This window comes from Bradyrhizobium rifense, from assembly GCF_008123425.1.
In the GTDB taxonomy this organism is placed as follows: domain Bacteria; phylum Pseudomonadota; class Alphaproteobacteria; order Rhizobiales; family Xanthobacteraceae; genus Bradyrhizobium; species Bradyrhizobium rifense.
Genome location: NZ_VSSS01000026.1, coordinates 119383 through 142617, shown reverse-complemented (window position 1 = coordinate 142617; position 23235 = coordinate 119383). Strand labels below are relative to the sequence as shown.

The following is a 23235-nucleotide window of genomic DNA, read 5'->3' as shown; positions in this document are numbered from 1 at the left end:
CGACGCGTTCTCCTGCGCAATGTTTGCAGGAGACACCATGACGTTCGGCTGTTACGTCGGCATCACTGTTGCGGGGAAAACGGTTACGATTGCAGCCGGCCGCTGCCACGCTTTCACCATCACGGAATGAGCCGGCCTAGAACGGTTCGACCGGCACGGTGAAGACGTAGCCCACGCCACGCTCGGTCTGTATGATGCGCGGCGCGCTCGGGTCGTTCTCCAGCTTGCGTCGCAGGCGCAAGACCTGGACGTCAATGCTGCGATCGAAGATATCTTCGTGAATGCGCGTTGCCTGGAGCAGATGCTCGCGACTGAGCGGGCGTTCGGGCGCCTCGAGGAAGGCCAGCAGCAGGGCATATTCGCCCTTGCTCAGGGGAACCGGCGCGTTGCTGGCGTCGACCAGCTTGCGGCCGCGGCGCTCGAGCTTCCAGCCGCTGAACCGATAGCCACCGCGCTCGGGATCCCTGGCGCGGGCGGCCCGTCCTATCTCCTGACGCCGCAGCACTGCACGGACGCGGGCCAGCAGCTCCCGCAGGCTAAACGGTTTGATGATGTAATCGTCGGCACCGAGCTCAAGGCCGACGATGCGGTCGATTTCATCGGGCCGGTGCCCGGTCGTGATGATCACGGGCACGTCGGAGTGAGAACGTATCTCCCGCAGCAGGTCCAGCCCATCCTCCTGACCGAGGCGAAGGTCGAGAATGATCAGGCAGGGTTGCGCTCCCTCGAGATGGCGATGCAATTCGGCGCGGTTGGATGCAGCTCTCCCCGGTACATTATGCTCTTCCAGATATTTGATTACCATCTGCCGCAAGGTGGGATCGTCATCGACAACGATGACATGGCCGACGTCTGCCAACATATTTGATCTCTCAAACTTGCCTTAGCCGACCTGGTCGTGCCGGCTTCGGCTGATGCGAAAATGAGTTCCTCTAAAGCCGGCGGCACGCGGTTGAAATCCGTTGTCATGTGCCGACGACCTTCCGTCTTATGTGCGAACGACAAATATAGATGTTGCCTGTCATGCCTACCGAATAGGTCATTTTGCCGTCATACTCGGCAAAATCTCCGATACGTGATGAATTGTGATCTGGAGGATTTGCTACCCACGCGAACATCGTCTCGACGGGCCTGCGGAGCCGGCGTTGTTCAGTCAGCTCAGAACGATTCTAAATCAGGCGGCGCAGCTGCCGAGATGACTTGACCTGATCATGAGTCGACGTCATTTCGCGGGCTTGTGGATGCTGCGCGACATATCACGGGTGCCGGGTCTGCGTCAGATACTGATACACGGCAGCGAGCTTGTCGTTGTCCATCCGTCCGATCGGACGCCACGGCATTTTCTCCCCGATCTGATGCCCATTCGGATCGACGCCGGAGCGCATAGTGGTGATGAATTCGTCGCAGGTCCACTGCGCGACGATACCGAGATCTGGACCGAGCGGCGGCAACTGGCCGGGTACACCACCACTGAGATCCTTGCCGTGGCACTCGCGGCAATCCTGATAGGACAGCAGGTATTCGCCGTATTTGGCCGTCGGTCCCCTTGGCGGCGCAGCAATACGCGCGGCGGTCACCGGCTTCGCGTCCGGCAACATCCCGGCCCCCAGCATCGCCAGGCCGACGAGGTTAAATCGATCGAGCCGATCAGGCGTGGGCGCGCCCGCGGCCGGAAGACTGCGAAGATAGGCGATCACCGCAAAGGTGTCGTCGTCGCTCAGCCGGCTCGCGTTGGTGAAGGACATGATCGTGAGCCAGCCTCCGCTCGCATCAACGCCGTTGCGAATGGCGCGAAAAATCTCCCCATCCGACCACCGCTTCAGTGGCCCGGCGGGCGTGAGATTGGCGGCCACGAACGAGCCGATATTGATCGGAAGATCCTCGGCGAGATTGCCACCACCGGTCAACTCCGCTTTGTGGCATCCGCTGCAAAAGCTGTCGGTCACGGCCTTGCCCCGCGCGACCCATTCGGGTGTGAGTTCGACCTTGACGTCTGGAATAGGCGCGGAGCGCGCGTGCTGCTTGACGAGGCCCGTCGCAGTCAGCGCGCTGACTGACGACACCAGGATCGTCAATACAGCTGCAAGCCCCACACCGCTCCATCTCAGGACGCGAGACCGGACCTGCAGGGCACGCCAGCCGATCCAGACCATGAATGCCGCGAGAGCCACCAGTAAAATAAGACTGATAATATTCGGCATGTTCGTCCTCACGCACTCGAAAGGAGCGATTTTCGTAACTATGAGGGCGAGACTACAGCGTTGTTTCAGCGTTGGCGGTGTGAGTTACTGTTGTAACAGGACGCGGGCCGCACTGATCGTCGCGCCGATGTCCGCCGCCACAACGCCATGATGCGTTGCCACCGTAACCAATTTGGCGCGGTGCGGAAGTTCTGCCGTAATGGCGATCCCACCACTCTCCCTCTGCTCATCGACCGCTCACGGCCGATGCTCGACAATCAGAGGACCTATTCCATGAAAATTCTCATCGCTTCGACACCTGCGACGGGCCACCTCAATCCGCTGCTCGCCATCGCGCGCATTCTCGTCGCAGAGAACCACGAGATTGCCTTCCTGACGGGGACCGCGTTTCGTGCCCGTATCGAAGCCAGCGGCGCCCAGTTCTTCCCGCTTCCGGCGGGCGCGGATTTCGACCTGCGGGATATCCTCTTGGTGGTCCCCGAACTGAAGAGCCTTCCTCCAGGGCCCGACTGGCTGCGCACCGCGTGCGAGCGCATCTTCGTCGATCCCATTCCGGCGCAGAACCAGGGCCTGTACGCGGCGCTGGAGCACTTTCAGGCCGACATCATCGTCGGTGACGACATGCTGTTCGGTATCCTGCCGATGCTGCTCGGACCGCGCGAGATGCGACCGCCGGTCGTGCTGTGCGGAACGTCGTTTCTTCACTGGGAGCGCGACGACGGAGCGCCGAATTTTCTTGGCCTGCCGCCTGCTGCCTCGGACGAGCAGCGCCAGCAATATGCCGTCGTCGCCGGCGAGTATGACGCAAATGTCGATCAGCCGGTCCTGCGCAACCTGAACAGGGTGCTGAAGAGCTTCGGCGTCGGTCCGCTGTTGAAGCCGATGTTCCATTCAGTCATCGAGTTCGCCGACGCGTATATGCAATTGTCGGTGCCCAGCTTCGAATTTCCGCGGCCGTTTCCACCCAATGTGCATTTCGTCGGAACGCCGCCGATCATTCCGCGTCAGGCGCCCCTGCCGCCGTGGGCGCAAGAGCTCGATGGGTCGCGGAAGGTCGTGCTGGTGACGCAGGGCACCGTGGCCAATCACAATTTGGGGCTCCTGATTGCGCCGACACTCACTGCGCTCGGCGACGAGCCGGACGTGCTGGTTGTGGCGACGACCGGCGGCCGCCCGGTCGAAGCGATTCCCGCGGCCGTCCCGTCAAACGCACGGCTTGCCACCTACCTGCCGTTCGAATGGCTGCTGCCGCGCGTCGATGTGCTGGTCACCAACGGCGGCTATGGCAGCGTCAACCAGGCCATGAGCTTTGGAATCCCCCTGGTCACGGCGGGCATGACCGAGGACAAGGCCGACGTCAACGCACGCGTGGCATGGTCCGGCGTCGGCGTCAATCTCGCGACCAACGAGCCGACGCCTGAAGCGATCCGCGATGCAGTGCGCACCGTGCTCGACCGCCCCGCCTACCGCATGCGTGCCTCGCGAATGGCCGACGAGTTCGCCGACATCGATACGCGGTCTGAAGTTCTCCGGATCATCGGCCGTCTCGTCGACGATCGCAAAGCGTCGCGGCGTGCCGGCACGCTCGAAGCCGGCCGCGGCCGCCGCGCCGCCCGGTAGATTCACCTGGTCCAACACAGGAGGGGAGCGCGGCTCCCCTCCGACCCCCGCTCAACCCGAGGCGCGCGCCGTCGCCGCGCCGTCAAAATCCAGCACAGGCGCGGCGGCGAGCAGCGCTTTGGTGTAGTCGTGCTGCGGCCGATCAAAAATATCGTCGCGCGAGCCTTGCTCGACAATCCGTCCGCCCTGCATCACCACGACCCTGTCAGCCACCTGCTCGACGGCTGCGAGATCGTGGCTGATGAACAGGCAGGCAAATCCATATTGCAGCTGAAGCCGCTCGAACAGTTTCAGCACCTGCGCCTGGATGGTCATGTCGAGTGCCGAGACCGGTTCGTCCGCGACGACAAAGGCCGGCTCGCGCACGATGGCGCGTGCGATCGCGATCCGCTGCCGCTGCCCACCCGACAATTCGTGGGGCCAGCGCTTGCCGAGGCCCGCAAGGCCAACCTCTTCCAGCATCGCCTCGACACGCCGATCACGTTCGCCAGCCGCCAAATGCGGCACGTGACGGAGCGGCTCGGCGACGAGCTCGCCGACGCGCATGCGCGGATCGAGCGAGGAATAGGGATCCTGGAACACGAGCTGCGAAGCGAGGCGAAATTCACGGTCGGTGGTGGCCGTCACGTCCCTGCCCCGGAACCTGATCGCGCCGCCTGACGTCGGAATGAGACGCAGCATGGCCCGGCCGAGCGTGGTCTTGCCGGAGCCGCTGCCGCCGACCACGGCGACCGTTTCGCCGGCTGCGATGTCGAGGTCGACGCCGTTGACCGCCGAGACGCCGGTATCGCGGCGGAACAGCCGCTGCCGCCCGGCGAAACCGACCTTGAGGTCTCGCACGCTGACGAGAGGCTCGCCGACTTGCTGTGCTTTGGTCGTGGCGCCGCGGCGCGGCAGGGCTTCCACCAGACGCCGGGTGTAAGCCTGCTGCGGCGAGAACAGGATTTGTCGCGTCGTTCCGGTCTCGACCATCTTGCCCTGGCGCAGCACCAGCGCGCGCTGCGCATAGCGCGACACCAGGCCGAGATTGTGGGTGATCAGCAGCACCGACGTGCCGTGATCGCGGGCCAGCCCAACCATGAGATCGAGCACCTCGCGCTGGGTCAGGGTATCCAGCGCCGTCGTTGGTTCGTCCGCGATCAGAAGCTTCGGCTTCAGCAGCATCACCGACGCCAGCATGATACGCTGGCGCATGCCGCCGGAGAATTCATGCGGATAGGCGTCAAAAGTCCGCTCGGGATCGCGGATCTGCACGCGCGCGAGCATGTCGAGGCAGCGGCCACGGATCTCGCGTTTTCCCAACCGTTCGTGCAGGCCGAGCCCTTCCGCCATTTGCGCGCCGACGCTGATGGCGGGATTAAGCGAGACCATCGGCTCCTGGAACACCATGCCGACGGTCGGTCCGCGTAGCGCGCGCATCTGACGCGCCGAGACTTTCGCGAGATCGATGCCATCGAGCACGATCCGTCCGCCAGCCTTGCGAAGACCCGACGGCAACAGGCCGAGCACGGCACGGGCCGCCGCAGTCTTTCCGCTGCCGGACTCGCCAACGACGGCCAGGAACTCACCGCGTTCGACGGCGAAGGAGACGTCGTCCACAATGACAGCCTTATTGGCGGACACCTCGATGCGCAGATTCTCGACCGACAGCAGCGTCATCCCTGCGCCATCCTGGGGTCGAGGCGATCGCGCAAGGAATCCCCGAGCAGGTTGATGCCGAGCAGCGTCAGCGCGATGCACAGGCCCGGTGCGATCGAGAGCCAGGCCGCCGTTTCCATGAACGGGCGGCTTGCCGCCAGCATGTTGCCCCAGGTCGGCGCTGGCGGCGGCACACCAAGCCCCAGGAAGCTCAGCGCGCTTTCGGCGAGCAGCACCCAGCCGAACATGCTGGTCGCGAGCACTGCGACCGGCGCGATCGCGTTCGGCATCACATGGCGCATCATCGAATAAACTTCCGAATTGCCTATGACGCGCGAAGCCTCGACATATTCCTTTTCGCGGATCGACAGCACGGTTCCGCGCACCACGCGGACCACGGACGGAATGTAGGCAAGACCGAGCGCGAGGATCAGGCCGGTCTTGTTGGCGCCGACCACGATCATCACGGCGAGCGCCAGCAGGATGCCGGGAAACGCGAGCAGCGCGTCGGTTACGGCCATGATGATCCGGTCGACCCAGCCCCTGATGTAACCGGCCGTGCAGCCGACCATCACGCCGATCGTAACGGCCAGCAGTACCGTGAGCACGGCAATCACCACGCTGGCGCCGGCACCGACCATGACGCGGCTCAGCACGTCGCGGCCGAATTCATCCGTGCCGAACCAATGCAGCGACGACGGCGCCTGCAGACGCGCGCGCAGATTGATCCGCAATGGATCGAACGGCGTCCAGAACGCTCCGGTGATGGCTGCGCCGAGCAGGAACACCATAAGGACGCTGCCGATCGCGGTGTTGGCGCGCATCCTCATGCCACCGTCACCCGCGGATCGAACAAGGGATAGCAGAGATCGACGATCAAATTGACCACGACATAGATCACCGCGGTGAACAGCAGGCAGCCCTGCACCACCGGATAGTCGCGCGCGAAGATGGAATCAACCAGCAGCCGGCCGAGGCCGGGCAGCGTGAACACGGTCTCGATTACGGCGATACCGCCGAGGAGATGGCCAAGCACGAGGCCGATCAGCGTCCAGGTCGGTGCGAACGCGTTCGGCAGCACGTGGCGGGCAAGCACCCGCCATTCCGGCACGCCCTTGGCCCGCGCATGCGTGACATATTCAAGCCGCAGCACCTCGATGGACGCAGCGCGTGCCATGCGTGTGAGCACGCCGATCTCGACCATGGTCAGCGTTGCGATCGGCAACACGATGAAGGCTGCGGCCTGCCAAAAGTTTTCGGTGAACGGGACATAACCGATCACCGGCAGCCATTTCAGCTTGAGCCCGAACAGGAGCAGCAGCAACAGGCCGAGCCAGAAGCTCGGGATCGACAACAGCAGCGTGGCGCCGCCGACGACGGAGAGATCGAGCAGGCTGTTCTGCTTCCAGGCCGCGACGAGCCCGGCCGGGACCGCGATGCAGGCCGCTGCCGCAACCGCCACCAGCACGATCACGGCGCTGACCTGGAAACGCTCGAGAATGAGCGGCAACACCGCGAGGTTGTTGGTGATGGAGTGACCGAAATCGCCGGTCGCAAGTTTAGCGATCCAGTGCATGAACTGGACCGGGATCGGCTGATCGAGCCCGAGCTGGGCGCGAAGCTGCGCCGCCTGCGCGGGATCGGCGGCGTCACCAAGCATCACCTGCACGGGGTCGCCGGGAATGAGCCGGACCAGCGCAAACACCCCGATCGCGACCAGCAGCAAGGTCGGGATCGTCATGAGCAGCCGTCTTGCGAGGTAACCCAGCATGCCGCGCCCTTGCCTACTCGACCGTGACGCCCCAGAACCGCGGCTCCGGATAGAGCCAGCCGGCATAGCCCTTGATGCTCTTGCGCAACGCCGTGAGCTCGGCCCCGTTGAACAGCACGATCATCGGCACGTCGGCGATGAAGCGCTTGTGCATCTCGTCGAACAGCGACTGCCGCTTCGCGGTGTCGTCGATCATCATCGACTGGCGCAGCATCTCCTGCCCCTCCGGATTGTCCCACACCTTGCGCGGCTGCGACGCCTTCGGCCCGGTCAGCATCTCGAAGCTCAGAGAGGGGTCGAGCCGGGCCGAATAGACGAAGGCCATCGACTGGTAGTCGCCGCGATTGTAACGGTCGAGCTGCGCGGCCCAGTCCATCACCTCGAGCTCGATATTGATCCCGACGCCTTGCGCCATCGCCTGCACCAGCACGGAGGCGTCGAACACAAAGCTGTAGCGCTTGTTGGTGATCATCTTGATCGGCTGGCCGCGATAGCCGGCCTCCACCAGAAGCTTCTTGGCTTCCGCGATGTTCTGCTCGTAGCCATGCGACTGCACCTCGCCGTAGAAGGGGCTGCCGAGCGGCAGTGCTGAATTGTTGGGGCGGGCCGTGCCCAGCATCACGGCATCGACGATCTGCGCGGTGTCGATCGACAGCGCGATGGCGCGGCGGATCCGCACATCCTTGAGCAGCGGATCTTTGGTCTGGAACAGGATGCCGGTCAGGCTCAGTGACGGGGTGATGCTGAGCTGCACCTCAGGACGTGACTTGAGATCCTCGAGATCGGGGATCGACAGGCTCATGACGACGTCGAGCGAGCCGCTGAGCAGCCCTGCCTTCGCGGCCGAACTGTCCGGGATCACGTTGAAACGCACGCGGTCGACCTTGACGTCCTTGGCGCCGGTATAGCCGGTGCGTGGCTCGCTGCGCGAGACGTAGCCGTCGAAGCGGACGACATCGACATACTGCCCCCGCTTCCACTCGGCGAGCTTGAACGGGCCGGTGCCGATCGGCGCGATCCACTTGCCGTCAGGTCCGACGGAATCGCGATGAATGACTGCGGTCTGGCCGCAATCGGGCCGCGCTATGGTCGGGAGGAACAACGCCGTCGGCTGATCGAGCGTGATGGCGACGGTTTGCGGATCCGGCGCCTCGACCTTCTCGATCCGCGCGATGCCGGTGGTGCTGAATTCGGACAGGCAGCGCCATTGCGTCGCCGGATCGAGCCAGCGCTTCAGCGACCAGACCACATCATCCGCGGTCATGGTCGCGCCGTTGTGGAATTTGACGCCCTGCCGCAGGCGGAACGTGTAGGTCTTGCCTTCGTTCGAAAGGGCCCAGCTGTCGGCCAGCATCGGGCCGATCGAGGTATCGTCGCGGAAGGCGACCAGCCCTTCCACGATGTGCGCAACCACGGCGTCCGTGTTCGCATCGCGGTTCGTGCCGGGATCGGTGGAGCGGATGTCGGCGTTGAGCCGCGCCCTCAACAATGTTTCGGCGCCGGCTCTCCCCAGCATGGCCCACAGGGCCAATGCGGCCAGACCGACCGCCCATGCCGGCGACGGCCGCCGCCGCATCACGCTGCCCCCGCCGCAGCCGATCGCTCGAACGCGGCCCGCCCGATCTCATCGATCTCGAGCCGGTACTCGGTGAACTCGCGATTGAGCGACGGCAGCGGTGCTGCCTGCATCAGACCACTCGCCGGCTCCATCAGGATCATCGCCACGGTGGCACTGAGATTGTTGCTGAGATTGCGCCGCGGCGGGCGGCAGACCGACCAGGGATAGGCGAACTCGTCGAACAGGGCATCCTTGACGGTATCGAACGTGATGCGGCCGATATGGGGCTGGAGCAGATCGCGAACGCGGATGTCGCGGTAGAGGCTGTCGGGCGTCTCGGCGATGCCGGTGTCCTTCAATTTGCCGAGCGCGACCGGGCTCACGAAGTGATTGGCGTGGACCAGGAGGCCGTTGTTCTGCGGATGAACCTGGAACGTCTCGTCGGGCGCGCACTCGAAGTCGATCGCAACGCCTTCGCGGTGGCTGACGATCATGTTGTTCGCCGCGGATTTCCTGGTGCTATAGACGGCGCGCATCGCAAGCGCGAGGTGCTCGTTCTCCAGAACCTTGCGGCGGATCAGCGCCAGCGGCACGCCGGCCTGGCGGTAGTCGCGGTCACTTTGGAGATAGTTTGCGGTGATCGCAATGCCGACGGCGTTGAAGCCGCAGCGGCCGAGCGCGCCGGCCTCGGTGAAGGTCATGAGATCCGGCCCGTCGTCGCGCCGCACCTTCAGCACCACCGCCGTCTCCGCGCATTCGCGCTTCCAGTCCCAGTTCTGGGCATGGATCAGGCGACCGCTGGCAGTCGCCTGCGGCATCACGACGACGCCGGTGCAGCCGTCCGGATCTTCCGGCGTCTTCAAGCGCGCGCGGATCGCCGGGTTCGCAAGCTTGATGATCTCGGTGCGGGCATTGAGCAGGACGATATCCTCGAACGGAACATCGGCGCCCTCGGCGATGCCGCGCATCTCCTCGATATAGTTCGGCTCAAACGCTTCGATGACGGGGAGATAATCCCGCACCAGCGCGGCCACGCCCTTCGCATCGAGCGACAACTCCTTCAGTTGCGTGAAGTAGTGCGATGTCCCCTTCTTGATGCGGGCCACCGCCTTCTGCCCGTATTGGCGCCCGCGCTCGCGCGGCGGACCGGAGATCTCGATCAGGGGAAAGGGTTCGACCATGGACGCCAAGTTCCTTTTGCTTTTGCAGGAAGCTTAATGTACTTTGTGATGACATGAAACAAAAATCTTCAACCACGAAATCTGCGTTGGAAAAGACGCCCCCGAGCCGGCTTCAGCGCGAATTGTCCGCAGGGATCATCGACCTGATCCGAAGCGAGGGACTTGCGCCGGGAACCCGTCTTGCCGAAGTCGCGCTGGCCGAGCGCCTCCAGGTCTCCCGCACGCCGGTGCGCGCGGCACTGAAGCTGTTGGCGCGGCGCAAGCTGGTGCACGCAGGCGAGAGCCGTGGTTATTTCGTCGCCGACACGACCCCTGCTCCGCACAAGGCGCCGCCGAAGCCGAGCCCCGACGAGACCGACCGGCTGTTCCTCGCGATTGCGCGCGATCGCCGCGCCAAGCGGCTGCCCGACGAGGTGTCCGAGCGCGATCTGATGCAACGCTACGATGCAACGCGGCCGATGGTACAGCGCGTGCTCACCAAGCTTGCCGAGGTCGCAGCCGTCCAGCGCAAGCCCGGCCATGGCTGGCGCTTCCAGCCGACGCTCGGCGATACGCAGGCGCGCGACGAAAGCTATCGCTACCGCCTTCTGATCGAGCCCGCCGGCCTGCTCGAGCCGGGTTTCCGGCTCGATCGGGCATGGGCCGCCGAGATGCGCCGCCGTCATCAGGAGATGCTGGCGATGCGGTGGAGCGACACTCTCAGCATTGCGCTCTACGAGATGAACGCGGCTTTCCACGAGGGCCTCGCGGCCGCATCGGGCAACCGCTATCTGCTGGTCGCCGTTCAGCAACAGAACCGGCTGCGCCGCTTCGGCAACTATGACTGGGCCTTCGGCCATGAGCGCGTGATCGTGAACTGCCGCGAGCATCTCGCCATTCTCGATCAGCTCGAAGCCGGCCAGAACGAGGCCGCGGCCGCGCTGTTGCGCCGACATCTGGAGCGCGCTGCTCAGCTCAAGCGCGGTCCGGCCAATTCCAACGTTCCATCCAAAGTCACCTGATCACGTGCAAAAGTAGTCATACCCAATGAGTGCGCTCACTTCCTCCAACAGCCCCCTCACCCGCGAGGCCATGGAGCCGTTCTGGCTGCCGATGACGCCGAACCGGCAATTCAAATCCAAGCCGCGCATCTTCGTCGGCGCTGAAGGCATGCATTACCTCACCGATGACGGTCGACGGATTCTCGACGGAATGGCCGGGCTGTGGTGCGTGAACGCGGGCCACGGCCAGCGACGGATCGTCGAGGCTATCCAGGCACAAGCCGCAAAACTCGATTTCGTCTCCTCGTTCCAGATGAGCCATCCGGCGGCCTTCGAGCTCGCGCGGCGCATCACCGAGATTGCGCCCGCAGGGCTCGACCATGTCTTCTTCACCAACTCAGGTTCGGAATCGGTCGACACCGCGCTGAAGATCGCGCGCGGCTATCACCGCGCCCGCGGCGAGGCCAGCCGCATTCGCTTCATCTCACGCGCCAAGGCCTATCATGGCATGGGCTGGGGCGGCCTCTCGGTCAGCGGCATCGTCCGCCATCGCCGGGATTTCGGTCCGCTGCTGCCGGAGGTCGACCACCTCCCGCATACGCATGATCCCGAGCACGCGGCGTTCTCCCGTGGACAGCCGCAATGGGGCGCGCATTTTGCCGACGAGCTCGCAAAGCTGCTGCAGCTCCATGATCCCAGTACCGTTGCCGCTGTCATCGTCGAGCCCGTGACCGGATCCGGTGGCGTGCTGCCGCCGCCCGTCGGCTATCTCGAACGGCTACGCCAGATCTGCGACCAACACGGCATTTTGCTGATCTTCGATGAGGTGATCACCGGGTTCGGCCGCCTGGGCGCAGCCTTCGGTGCCAATGCGTTCGGCGTGACGCCTGATCTCATCACCTGTGCCAAGGCCATGACCAACGCCGCGGTGCCAATGGGCGGCGTCATCGCCAGCGGCAAGGTCTATGACGCGCTGATGCAGGGGCCGGAGAACACCATCGAGCTGTTCCACGGCTATACTTATTCGGCCCACCCGCTCGCCTGCGCGGCCGGCCTTGCCGCACTCGACGTGTACCAGGACCTCGGCCTGTTCGAGCGCGCACACCGCCTCGCGCCGGTGTGGGAAACCCATGCGCATGGCTTGCGCGACCTGCCCCACGTCATCGATATCCGCAACATCGGATTGCTGGCCGCGATCGACCTGAAGCCACGCGAGGGCGCACCGGGTGCACGCGGCGCCGAATGCGCCGGCCGCTGCTACGAGGATGGCATCCTGATCCGTGGCAGCGGCGACACGCTGTTGATCTCACCGCCGCTGATCATCACCGAGGAGCAGATCGGCGACATCTTTGTCGCCATCCGCCGGGCGCTGGGCAGCATCGGCTAGTTATTTATCACGCCGGCAGCGCATCGAGGTGGCAGGCCACCCATTGCTCGCCCTCGGCCGAACGAAGCTGCGGCTCTTCCGTCCGGCAACGATCGAACACGTAGGGGCAGCGGGTGTGGAAGCGGCATCCGCTCGGCGGATTGATCGGACTCGGCACGTCGCCGCCGAGGATGATGGGATTGCGCTGCGCACCGGGCTCCGGCAACGGGACCGCCGAAAGCAGCGCTTTGGTGTAGGGGTGTCTTGGCGCAGCAAAGATCTCCCGGCGCGGCGCCACCTCGACGATCTTGCCGAGATACATGACCGCGACGCGATGGGTCATATGCTCGACGATGGCAAGATCATGGCTGATGAACAGCAGCGCTAGGCCAAACTCGCGCTGAAGATCCTGCAACAAATTGACGATTTGCGCCTTGACCGAGACGTCGAGCGCAGAGACCGCCTCGTCGCAGACGATCAGTTCGGGTTCCGCTGCGAGCGCCCGTGCAATGCCGATGCGCTGACGCTGGCCGCCGGAGAATTCGTGCGGCCTGCGGTTGAGCGCCTCCCGCGGGAGACGCACCGTGTCCATCAGCGCCGTCACGCGCGTCTCGAGATCGGCTGCAGATTTGGCGAGGCCGAAATTGCGGATCGGCTCGGCCAGGATGTCGCGCACGCGCATGCGGGGATTGAGGCTCGAAAACGGATCCTGGAACACCACCTGCATGCGTTGCCGCAGCTGGCGCATCGTGCTCGGATGCGCGTCGTCGATGCGCTGGCCGTCGAGGATCACCTGCCCGGACGTCACATCGAACAGCCGCAGGATGGCGCGGCCGACCGTCGACTTGCCGCAGCCGGACTCGCCGACCAGCGACAGTGTCTCGCCGCGTGCAATCTCGAAGGACACGCCGTCGACCGCATAGACCCATTCGGACTTGCGGCCGAAGAGACCCCTATTGACCGGAAAGTGCTTCTTGAGGTCGTTGACCTGGAGCAGCGGAGGACTCATGCCGCGATTGCCCCCTTGGCGGAGTAGTGGCAGGCGGCGATATGGCGAGGCGCCTTCTCTTCAAGCCCCGGCGCATATTGCCGGCAGAGATCGGTCGCCAGCGCGCAGCGGCCGGCAAAGACGCAGCCGGTGATGGGCTTGCGCAGATCGGGCACCTGTCCGGGAATTTCGGCAAGCCGCCTCGCGGCGCCGGTCAGCGAGGAGCCGAGCCTCGGCACCGCGCCAAGCAGGCCCTGCGTATAGGGATGACGCGGCGAACGAAACAGCTCGGCCACCGGCGCCTCCTCGACCTTGCGGCCCGCATACATCACCATAACGCGCTCGGCGATCTCGGCGACCACGCCGAGATCGTGGGTGATCAGAATGATCGCCGCACCCACGCGGCTTTTCAGGTCCAGCATCAGCTTAAGGATCTGCGCCTGGATTGTCACGTCGAGCGCGGTCGTCGGCTCGTCCGCAATCAGAAGTTTTGGATTGCAGGCCAGCGCGATCGCGATCATCACGCGCTGGCGCATGCCGCCGGAGAGCTGGTGCGGATATTCGCGCACGCGCCGCTTCGGCTCGGGAATACCGACCAGCGTCAGCATTTCGATTGCATGCGCTTCGGCGGCCTGCTGGTCCAGACCCTGATGGATCATCAGCGTCTCGCGGATCTGGCGACCGACCGTCAGCACCGGATTGAGGCTCGTCATCGGTTCCTGAAAGATCATCGAGATATCGTTGCCGCGGATGGCGCGCATCTCGCGATCCGAGAGCTTCAGGAGATCCTTGCCCGCGAAGCGGATGGCGCCCGCGATCCTGCCCGGCGGCTCGGGGATCAGCCGCATCAGGGACATCGATGTCACCGACTTGCCGCAGCCGGACTCGCCGACGATGGCGAGCGTCTCGCCTTCGTTGACATGGAACGACACGCCATCGACCGCGCGGTTGATGCCGCTGGGCGTCCGGAAGTGGGTTTGAAGGTTCTCGACTTCGAGCAACGCCATCGCGATCAGCTCCGCAGCATCAGAGGCTCTTGGCCATGCGCGGATCAAGCGCATCACGAAGACCATCACCGAGCAGGTTGACGGCGAGCACGGTGACGGACAGGAACGCCGCCGGGAAAAACACGATGTAAGGCTTGACCTGCCACAGGGCGCGGCCTTCGGCCATGATGTTGCCCCAGGACGGAATGGTCGGCGGCGTCCCGGCGCCGATAAAGGACAGGATCGCCTCCGTGATCATGGCACTGGCGCAGATGTAGGTCGCCTGGACCAGCATCGGCGCGAGCGTGTTGGGCAGGATATGGCGCAGGATGATCATCGGCGTGCGTGTGCCGCAGGCCACCGCCGCATCGACATAGGGCTGCTCGCGCAGCGACAGCACGACGCTGCGGACGAGGCGCGAGACGCGCGGGATCTCGGCGATGGTGATCGCCAGAATGACGTTGCCGACGCTGCCGCGCGTCAGGGCCATCAGCGCGATCGCCAGCAGGATCGGCGGGATCGACATCAACCCGTCCATGAAGCGCATCAGGATGCCATCGGCCCAGCGAATGAAACCGGAGACGATGCCAATGGCAAGCCCGACGGCGGAGGCAAAGATCGCAACGGATAGTCCGACCGTGAGCGAAACCCGTGCACCAAAGAGCACGCGCGAATAGATGTCGCGGCCAAGCACGTCGGAGCCAAACCAGAAAGCGGCCGACGGCGCGCGGGTGCGCTTGGCGGGCGCGAGCGCGGTCGGATCGACTGTCCAGAGATACGGTGCGAAGATCGCAATCAGAACGAGTGTCAACAGCAGCGCGCCGCCGATCGCGACCGTCGGATGGCCGCGCAAAAAGCCGATGATGCCACGCCGGATCACAACGGGCCGAAGAATCTCGGGCAATTGAGGCGCGAGGACGAGACCCGGAGGCAGCGCGAGCGGGCTGACGGTCGTATCGGTCAATAGCGGATCCTCGGGTCAACGAGCGTGTAGGTGACGTCGATCATCAGATTGACGAGGACGTAGACGAAGCTGAACAGCAGCACGATGCCCTGAATAACCGGATAGTCGCGGCGCAGGATCGCATCGATCGTGAGACGGCCGAGGCCGGGGATCGCGAACACGCTTTCCGTCACGACCGCGCCGCCGATCAGCAGCGCGATGCCGATCCCGATCACGGTCACGATCGGCACTGCCGCGTTCTTCAAGGCGTGGATGAACAGGATGCCGCCCTGCCCCATCCCCTTGGCGCGCGCGGTGCGGATATAGTCCTGCTGCAAGACCTCGAGCATGGTGGCGCGGGTGATGCGCGCGACCAGCGCGATGTAGACACAGCCGAGCGCGATCGCCGGCAGGATCAGGTTTTGCAGCCACGGCCAAAAACCCTCCGTGAGCGGCGTGTAGCCCTGCACCGGAAGCCATTCGAGCTCCAGCGCGAAGACGTATGCAAGGACATAGCCGACAACGAAGACCGGCAGCGAGAATCCAAACACGGCGAACGCCATGATGGCGCGATCGATGAAGCTTCCCGCCTTCCAAGCCGCGACCACCCCCAACGGCACCGCGACGGCGATCGTGAGCAGAAGCGTGACACACATCAGCGACAGCGTCGGACCGAGGCGCTGCCCGATCATCGTGGAGACCGGAAGGTTGGTGAAGATCGAGGTGCCGAGATCGCCGTGCAGGATGCGCCAGACCCAGCTTCCGAACTGAATCAGGAAGGGCCGATCGAGGCCGAGGCTCTGGCGGATACGCTCTACATCCTCCGGGCTTGCCTGGTCGCCCGCAATCACCACGGCGGGATCACCCGGCGCGATGTAGAGCAGGCTGAACACGAACAGTGCAACAATCGCCATCACCGGCAAGGTGGAGACGATGCGCCGGAGGATATAGGGGAGCATCTGGCCTCAGTGCAGGATCATGCGGACTTCGATACGCCCCAGAACAAGGGCACAGGTCCCTTGGCAACACCGGATACGTTCTTGCGCCACGCGGTGTAGCCCAGGAAGAAGCCGGTCGGAGCGTAGACGACGTCATCCATCGCCGCCGTGTTGAGACGACCGATGGCGGCCTTCTCCTCGTCAATGTTCTTAGCTTCGAACCACGAGGTGACCTCCTTTTCGGTGGCCGGACTGGTGGGCCAGCCGAACCACGCCTTGTCGCCGGTGGCGCGAATGGCCGTGTAGGGCGCAGGATTGACGCAATCCGCGCCCGCGTGCCAGGTGTGGAACATGTTCCAGCCGCCTTGTCCCGGCGGCGCCTTCACCGCACGACGCGCGCCGACCGTGCCCCAATCGGTCGCCACGAAGTCGACGTTCATGCCAAGCTTCTTCAGAAGATCCGCAGTCACGTCGCCCATTGCCTTGGTGATCGGCTGGTCCTGCGCGACGAGGCAGGTCACCGGCTGGCCGGAATAGCCGCTCTCGGCGAGCAGTTTCTTGGCGGCATCGAGATCGCGCTTACCCTTCAGGATATCGCCACCCACTTCGGTGTACAGCGGCGTATCCGGCGTGAAGAAGCTGGGCAGCGACTTCCAAAGCGAATTGTCGTCGCCGACGATTGCGCGCATGTAGTCTTCCTGGCTGAGCGCCATCATCACCGCGCGCCGCGCCTTGACGTCGTTGAATGGCGGATACAGGAAATTCATGCGGAACGAGCCGATATTGCCGAGGGGATCGCCGATATCGACGCTGATGTTCTTGTTCTTCTTCAGAACCGGGACGAGATCGGCGATCGGGTTCTCCCACCAGTCGATCTCGCCATTCTGCAACGCGGCCGCCGCGGTTGCCGGATCCGGCATGATCACCCACTCGACGCGATCGACCATCACCTGCTTGCCGCCGGCCAGCCAGGATGGCTTCTCCTGCCGCGGCACGTAGTCCGCGAATTTCTCGAACACGGCTTTCGCGCCGGGGACCCACTCGCCCTTGGCGAACTTCAGCGGACCGGAACCGATATAATCCGAGATTTGCTTGAACGGGTCGGTCTGCGCAATGCGCTCCGGCATGATGAAGGCAACCGGCGCGTTGTTCTTGCCGAGCGCGAAGAGCAGCTTCGGGAACGGCTGCTTCAGCACCCATTTGAAGGTGCGGTCGTCGACGGCCGTGAGCTCCTGCTGGTTCGCCTTGATCATCAGGCCCATCGGATCGCGCACCGCCCAGCGATTGAGGCTCGCAACGACGTCCTTGCTCAGCACCGGCTCGCCGTCGTGGAATTTGAGCCCCGATCGCAGCTTGAACGTCCAGGTCGTGCCATCGTCGGTCACTTCCTCGGACTCGACCATCTGCCGCTGCGGCTGGAACGAGGAATCGATGCCATAGAGCGTGTCCCAGACCATCGCGGCCGCATTGCGCACGACATATTGCGTGCCCCAGATCGGATCGAAATTGGCGAGATTGGCCTGCGGCACGAAGCGCAGGGTCCGGGCCGAGGCGCCTTGCGCGATCGCAGGCGCCGAGAGGCCACCCGACAATGCCAGACCGCCCGCGCCAGCAAGTCCCTTCAATACGGTCCTGCGATCCATGAAATCCTCCCAGTAATGCCCTGATACCGGCCGTTCATTGGCCAACGGTAAATGAAACCGAGCCCATTAGCGTGCAAATGGTATGCCAGTAACCGCGTGTCCGCCAGCGGGTTCTCATCGACTTTCTGGCTAGTCCAGATGTCAAAGAGCGACCGCCAGCACCGGCCCGGTCTGAATATGCGGGATCGCCTCGACCAGCTTGCGGGTGTAGTCGGTCTTCGGGTTATCGAACAAGGCCCGGCTTTCGCCCTGCTCCACGATGCCGCCGTTTCGCAGCACGATGGTGCGGTCGCACAACATGCGCACCACGTTGAGATCGTGACTGACGAACAACAGCGCGATGTCGTTCTCGCGCCGCAAACGGTCGAGCAATTGCAGCACCACCGCCTGCACGGAGACGTCGAGCGCTGCAGTCGGCTCGTCCAGCACCAGCAGCCGCGGCCGGCAGGCAATGGCGCGGGCGATGCCAACGCGGGCCTTCTGGCCGCCCGAGAGCTGATGCGGGAAGCGCGGCAGCAGATCCAGCGGCAACCCGACCCGTTGCGCGCACTCTTCCACCCGCTTGCGCAGCGCATCGCCCGCACGCATGCCGTCGAGCCGCATCAGGGGATGCGCGATGCAGTCAAAGGCAGAGTAGCGCGGGTTAAGGCTTTCGTTCGGGTCCTGGAAGACCATCTGGATATCTTTGCGGAAGGGAGAGCCGTGGAAGTCGCGCGACGCGATGTGGCCGATCGACTGGCCATCGAACACAATGTCGCCTTCGCTCGGATCGATCAGGCGACAGATCATCCGCGACGTCGTGCTCTTGCCGGAGCCGGATTCGCCGACCAGCCCGACGCTCTCGCCGCCGGCCATGGTCATGGAGAAGTCGGCAACCGCCGCCGAACCTTGATCGAAGCGTTTGGCGAGTTTGCGTACCTCAAGAAGCGGCGGGGTGCCATGCGCGACCTCCGTCCTTGGCTTGCTCACGACCGCCGCGTAAGCCTCCCGCTCCTCTTCCGTCACGAGATCCTCTATCCGGGAGGTCGCGGTCGGCGACGCCGCAACCAGGCGCCTGGTATAGGCGTGCTGCGGCGCGCTGAAGAGTCTCCTGGGATCTGCTTCCTCGACGATACGGCCGCGCTCCATCACCGCGATGCGGCGGCAATAGCGGGCCGCAAGCCCGAGATCGTGGGTGATCAGGATCGTCGCCATGCCACGCGCGGCTGCTATGTCCGCCAGGAGATCCATCACCACCTTCTGCGTGGTGACGTCGAGCCCGGTGGTCGGTTCGTCAGCAATCAAGAGCGACGGATTGCAGGAGATCGCGATTGCGATCATGACGCGCTGGCACATGCCGCCGGACAGCTCGTGCGGATAGGCGCTCATCCGCGCTTCGGGATCACGGATCTGGACGGCGCGCAACAGATCCAGCGCCTCGGCGCGTGCAGCCTCCTTCGAGATCCGCTTGTGGGTGAGGATGGCGTCCGCGATCTGCAGGCCGATGGTCCGGATCGGATTGAGCGCCGCCCGCGGGTTCTGGAAGATCATCGACATCGCGGCGCCCTGGAGCTGACGGAGGTCGTCACCCCTGAGCTTCGTCACGTCCTGACCACGAAACAGGATCTTGCCGCCAATGACGCGACCGGCCGCGTCCAAGAGCCGCGTCGTCGCAAAGCCCGTGACCGACTTGCCCGACCCGCTCTCGCCGACGAGGCCAAGCATCTCGCCGGATTGGACCGCGAGCGTAACGCCGCGGACAGCCTCGACCATGCCGCGCCGCGTCGAGAACGCGACGTGGAGGTCGTCGATCTTGAGCAACTCCTCGCTCATGTGCGCATGCGGGGATCGAGAATATCCCGCATCCCGTCGCCGAGAAGGTTGAAGCACAGCACCGCCATCATCAGTGCAAGGCCCGGGAAGGCCACCAGCCACCAGCGTCCCGTCGAGATGAAGCGCGCACCTTCGGCAACCATGATGCCCCATTCCGGCGTCGGCGGCTTGACCCCGAGACCGATGAAGGACAGGCCAGCCGCATTCAGAATGGCCCAGCCGAGATTGAGCGAGATCTGCACCGCCATCGCCGGCAGGATATTTGGCAGCAGGAAGCGCAGCACCACGGAGAAATGGCTCTCGCCGCAGGCGCGCGCCGCCTCGACCCAGCCGACATTGCGGCGGACATTCACCTCGGCGCGTGCGAAGCGGATGTAGAAGGGAAGATTGATGATCGCGGTGGCAATCACGATGTTCTCGATCCTGTTTCCGAGCGCTGCCACCATCGCCATCGCCAGCACGAACAGCGGAAAGGCCATCATCACGTCGACGAATCGGCCGACGCCCCGATCCAGCCTGCCACCTGCATAGCCGCAGAACGCGCCCAGGACCGCGCCGATCACGAAGGAGATGCCAACCGCGGAGACCGCGATGGCCAGATCAAGCCGTGCCGCGATGACGAGGCGGCTGAACACGTCGCGGCCGAGCTGATCGGTACCGGCCAAATGCACCGCGCTTGGCGGCTGCAGTGCTTCCGAGACATTCGAGACCACGGGATCGTAGGGCACAATCCACGGTCCGAAAATCACGACCAGGACGAACAACGCAACGCCGGCCGCCGCGACGGCGGTGAGCGGGTTGCCGCGCAGGATCCAGACCGAATGGCGAAGAGTGGCGCTTGTCATTCGACGGACACCCTGGGATCGGCGATGCCGTAGCAGACGTCGACCAGGAGATTGACTAGCACGAACAGGCTGGCCATCAGCAGCACGAAACCCTGCACCGGCGCATAGTCGGAGGACAACAGCGCATCGAGCGCGTAGGAGGCGACGCCCGGCCAGGAGAACACCTTCTCCACCAGCACATTCGCGCCCAGCATGGTCGAGAACACGATGCCGGCGATGGTAATGACGGGCAGGATGGCGTTCCTCAATGCATAAGTAACAACCACTTTGTGCCACGACAGCCCGACCGAGCGCGCGGTGCGCACGAAATCGCTGCCGAGCGACACCAGCATCGAGGCCCGCGTGATCCGCGCCAGCGGCGCGATCACGAACAGCGCCATGCTCACCGCCGGCAGGATCAGCTGCTTGCAGGCGGCCCACCAGCCTTCGACATCGCCGGCGAGCAAGAAATCGATCGACAGGAAGCCGGTCCGCTGCGGCGGCAGCGAGGTAAAGACATCGATCCGCCCGGTCGGATCAGGCGCAAGCCCGAGCAGATAATAGAAGACATAGATCAGCAGCAACCCCGACACGAAGGTCGGCACGCAGACGCCGAGCGCGCAGAACAGCCGTACGCCGTGATCGACGATCGATCCAGGCCGCAGCGCCGCGACGACGCCGAGCGGCACCGCCGCGATCAGCGCGATCAGGAGGGCGGTGAACGTCAGCTCGAGGGACGCCGGCAGCCGCTCGCGCAAATCTTTCAGCACCGGCTGCCCCGTCATCATGGAGCGGCCGAGATTGCCGTGGCCGATGTCGGAGAGATAGTAGACGAGCTGCTCCGGCACCGGCTTGTTGAGCCCCATCTGCTTGCGGATCTGCTCGATCTCCTCCTTGCCCGCATTGGGCCCCGAGGCGAAGAACACCGCAGGATCGCCGGGCAGGACGCGCATCAGGAGGAAGGTGAAGACCAGTACGCCGAACAGCGCCGGCAGGGACGACAACAGTCGCCTGCCCGCCCGCACCATCGTTGCACCAAGACCGCCCGTCACCTTGTAGCGTCCTTCCCGTTTGCCGACATCACTTGCGGCTGACGTCGCGATAATCGACCTGCCGATGGAACTCGTAGGTGTAGCCCTCGATCGACGACGCCATCACCGCGTCCTGGTTCGGTTGCCACAGCATGATCTGCGGCATCTCGCTGTTATGGATGGCGTTGAGCTTGCGGCCGTCCTCCTCGTACTTCGCCTTATCCGGCTCGAACCGGGCTTCCTGCGCGATCGCCACCAGCTCGGAGTTGTTGATCGAGCTATAATTCCAGCGCTGATTGCCGGTGTAGAAGTTGCGGTAGAAGTAATCGGTCGACGGCAGCCAGGCTACGATGCCTTCAATGTAGAAGGGAAGCTTCTTCTCGTTGATCAGCGTCGACATCTGCGCATCCGGCAGCTTCTGGATGTCGACCTTGATCCCGATCTTGCCGAGCGACTCCTTCACCAGCGCCGCCATCGGCTCCGCGGTCGAGGACTGGCCGACGTTGAAGCTGAAGGTGGTCGAGAAGCCCTCGGGGAAACCGGCGACCTTGAGATATTCCCTGGCCTTGTCGAGATCGAGCTTCACCGGTTGCTGGTAAGGATAAATCCCGTTCGCCGGTTTGCCGTCCGGCCAGGTCGCGCCGAACAGGGGCGCGCCGCGCCCGAACAGGGCGGCTTTGAACATGTCGTCATAGGGCAGCGCGAAAGCGATGGCGCGGCGGACATTGACGTTGTCGAAGGGCGGGATCTGGTTGTTCATCGAGACGAAGGTGATCGCATTGTATTGCGGCGTCGAGACCACCTTGAGCTTGCCCTTGGCCTCGAGCGATTGGACGTCGCTGGCCTGGAGATCGACGACGATGTCGGCATCGCCGCGCTCGACCAGGTTGGCGCGGGTCGCCGGCTCCGGCACCGACTGCACGATCACGCGCTTGAAGAACGCGGGCTTGCCGGGCGAGCCACGGTTCCAGTCTTCGTTACGCTTGATGATCACCTGCTCGCCGGGCTTGAATGTTTCGATCACATAGGCACCGCTACCGGCGGTGTGCTCCTTCAGCCAAGCCGTGGCCCAGGGATCATCCGCGCTCGCGTGCTCCTTCGCTACTTTCGAATTGATGATCACGGGATAGACGGTCGCGAGATTGGGCAGCGCGAGCTTGTCGGGCTTTGGCAGCGTCACCTCGACGGTGAGGGGATCGATCACCTTGAACTGATCGGCCGAGGTCATCGAGCCCGTCAGCAGCTGGGCCTTACCGAGGACCGGCGCGGTGACACAGCGATCGAGCGACCATTTTACGTCCTCGGCCGTCACAGGCGAGCCGTCCTGGAACTTTGCGTCCTTGCGCAGGTGAAACGTCAGCTTCAACCCGTCGGGGCTGACGTCGTAGGATTCGGCGAGTTCGCCCGTAATCGTGTCGAGATCGAACACCCATTTGCCGTTGAGCTGCTTGCGGCCGAACGCGACCAGCCGATCATAGGTGCTCATGCTCAGCGCGAAGGATTCCCGGGTCGAGCCGGGGATGTTGGGATCGAGCGTGTTGACGGATGCGCCGGTCACATAACGCAACGTCTCCGCCCTGGTTTGCGCTTGCGACGGCGCCGTCGCGATAAGCAACAGCGCAGTGGTGGCGAGGACATAGGTCGCGGGCCTCAAAGACACAAAACGCATTCGTTTTCCCTAGATTTTCGAGCGAAACACCAGCAAGGCAGGTCAAGAAAGAAGCAAGTTGCGCGCCAATTCTAGGAGGCGCTTCG

Annotated in this window: 19 protein-coding genes; 3 read left to right on the top strand and 16 right to left on the bottom strand. The window is 64.1% G+C overall.

Translation table 11 applies throughout. The features are described from left to right. Positions 1 to 136: 136 nt before the first annotated feature. Together FXB40_RS16740 and FXB40_RS16735 are read right to left on the bottom strand one after the other, a co-directional pair. Positions 137 to 862 carry a response regulator gene (locus FXB40_RS16740; protein WP_148773284.1) on the bottom strand — a complete coding sequence of 242 codons (726 nt, stop codon included), beginning with the start codon at positions 860 to 862 and terminating at the stop codon, positions 137 to 139. A gap of 394 nt (positions 863 to 1256) precedes the next feature. Then, the gene (locus FXB40_RS16735; RefSeq protein WP_148773283.1) at positions 1257 to 2201 is read right to left on the bottom strand and encodes a c-type cytochrome; all 945 of its coding nucleotides are present in this window, start codon (positions 2199 to 2201) and stop codon (positions 1257 to 1259) included. Between the two features lie 273 nt (positions 2202 to 2474). Between FXB40_RS16735 and FXB40_RS16730 the strand changes: the two genes are divergently transcribed. Continuing rightward, the gene (locus FXB40_RS16730; RefSeq protein WP_148773282.1) at positions 2475 to 3821 is read left to right on the top strand and encodes a glycosyltransferase; all 1347 of its coding nucleotides are present in this window, start codon (positions 2475 to 2477) and stop codon (positions 3819 to 3821) included. Between the two features lie 51 nt (positions 3822 to 3872). On the opposite strand, the gene FXB40_RS16725 is transcribed toward FXB40_RS16730, so the two are convergent. Genes FXB40_RS16725 through FXB40_RS16705 form a run of 5 tightly spaced genes read right to left on the bottom strand, consistent with a single transcriptional unit; the run spans position 3873 to position 9969 of the window. Then, the gene (locus tag FXB40_RS16725; protein WP_148773281.1) at positions 3873 to 5480 is read right to left on the bottom strand and encodes an ABC transporter ATP-binding protein; all 1608 of its coding nucleotides are present in this window, start codon (positions 5478 to 5480) and stop codon (positions 3873 to 3875) included. Then, positions 5477 to 6289 carry an ABC transporter permease gene (locus FXB40_RS16720; protein ID WP_148773280.1) on the bottom strand — a complete coding sequence of 271 codons (813 nt, stop codon included), beginning with the start codon at positions 6287 to 6289 and terminating at the stop codon, positions 5477 to 5479. Before FXB40_RS16720 ends, FXB40_RS16725 begins: the two co-directional genes overlap by 4 nt. Continuing rightward, positions 6286 to 7230 (bottom strand): ABC transporter permease, encoded by a 945-nt coding sequence (locus FXB40_RS16715; protein ID WP_148773279.1) that lies wholly within the window; start codon positions 7228 to 7230, stop codon positions 6286 to 6288. The genes FXB40_RS16720 and FXB40_RS16715 overlap by 4 nt, the downstream gene beginning before the upstream one ends. A 13-nt stretch (positions 7231 to 7243) precedes the next feature. Next, positions 7244 to 8806 (bottom strand): ABC transporter substrate-binding protein, encoded by a 1563-nt coding sequence (locus FXB40_RS16710; protein WP_246207651.1) that lies wholly within the window; start codon positions 8804 to 8806, stop codon positions 7244 to 7246. Next, positions 8806 to 9969, bottom strand: coding sequence for a C45 family autoproteolytic acyltransferase/hydrolase (locus FXB40_RS16705; protein ID WP_148773278.1), 1164 nt, complete (start codon positions 9967 to 9969; stop codon positions 8806 to 8808). The genes FXB40_RS16710 and FXB40_RS16705 overlap by 1 nt, the downstream gene beginning before the upstream one ends. Before the next feature lie 86 nt (positions 9970 to 10055). Between FXB40_RS16705 and FXB40_RS16700 the strand changes: the two genes are divergently transcribed. Beyond that, entirely contained in the window at positions 10056 to 10970 is a 915-nt protein-coding gene (locus FXB40_RS16700; RefSeq protein WP_246207649.1) for a GntR family transcriptional regulator, read from the top strand. 25 nt (positions 10971 to 10995) lie between these two features. After that, positions 10996 to 12336, top strand: a complete 1341-nt coding sequence (aptA, locus tag FXB40_RS16695; RefSeq protein ID WP_148773276.1) for an omega-aminotransferase AptA — start codon at positions 10996 to 10998, stop codon at positions 12334 to 12336. Positions 12337 to 12343: 7 nt separating this feature from the next. Here aptA and FXB40_RS16690 read toward each other — a convergent pair whose 3' ends face one another. From FXB40_RS16690 to FXB40_RS16650, 9 genes are all read right to left on the bottom strand, one after another. After that, positions 12344 to 13324, bottom strand: coding sequence for an ABC transporter ATP-binding protein (locus tag FXB40_RS16690; RefSeq protein ID WP_148773275.1), 981 nt, complete (start codon positions 13322 to 13324; stop codon positions 12344 to 12346). Then, positions 13321 to 14310 carry an ABC transporter ATP-binding protein gene (locus FXB40_RS16685; protein ID WP_187436929.1) on the bottom strand — a complete coding sequence of 330 codons (990 nt, stop codon included), beginning with the start codon at positions 14308 to 14310 and terminating at the stop codon, positions 13321 to 13323. The genes FXB40_RS16690 and FXB40_RS16685 overlap by 4 nt, the downstream gene beginning before the upstream one ends. Positions 14311 to 14329: 19 nt before the next feature. Next, the gene (locus tag FXB40_RS16680; RefSeq protein WP_148773274.1) at positions 14330 to 15253 is read right to left on the bottom strand and encodes an ABC transporter permease; all 924 of its coding nucleotides are present in this window, start codon (positions 15251 to 15253) and stop codon (positions 14330 to 14332) included. Next, positions 15250 to 16191 carry an ABC transporter permease gene (locus tag FXB40_RS16675; protein ID WP_148773273.1) on the bottom strand — a complete coding sequence of 314 codons (942 nt, stop codon included), beginning with the start codon at positions 16189 to 16191 and terminating at the stop codon, positions 15250 to 15252. Before FXB40_RS16675 ends, FXB40_RS16680 begins: the two co-directional genes overlap by 4 nt. 17 nt (positions 16192 to 16208) lie before the next feature. Then, positions 16209 to 17813, bottom strand: a complete 1605-nt coding sequence (locus FXB40_RS16670) for an ABC transporter substrate-binding protein (RefSeq protein ID WP_148773272.1) — start codon at positions 17811 to 17813, stop codon at positions 16209 to 16211. 141 nt (positions 17814 to 17954) lie between these two features. After that, positions 17955 to 19625, bottom strand: a complete 1671-nt coding sequence (nikE, locus tag FXB40_RS16665) for a nickel ABC transporter ATP-binding protein NikE (protein WP_148773271.1) — start codon at positions 19623 to 19625, stop codon at positions 17955 to 17957. Then, the gene (locus tag FXB40_RS16660) at positions 19622 to 20470 is read right to left on the bottom strand and encodes an ABC transporter permease (RefSeq protein ID WP_148773270.1); all 849 of its coding nucleotides are present in this window, start codon (positions 20468 to 20470) and stop codon (positions 19622 to 19624) included. The genes nikE and FXB40_RS16660 overlap by 4 nt, the downstream gene beginning before the upstream one ends. Next, a complete protein-coding gene (locus FXB40_RS16655) occupies positions 20467 to 21477 on the bottom strand; it encodes an ABC transporter permease (protein ID WP_430647511.1) in 1011 nt (336 codons plus the stop codon). The genes FXB40_RS16660 and FXB40_RS16655 overlap by 4 nt, the downstream gene beginning before the upstream one ends. Before the next feature lie 52 nt (positions 21478 to 21529). Continuing rightward, positions 21530 to 23149: an ABC transporter substrate-binding protein gene (locus FXB40_RS16650; protein WP_148773268.1), complete on the bottom strand. Its 1620-nt coding sequence runs from the start codon at positions 23147 to 23149 to the stop codon at positions 21530 to 21532. Positions 23150 to 23235: the final 86 nt, after the last annotated feature.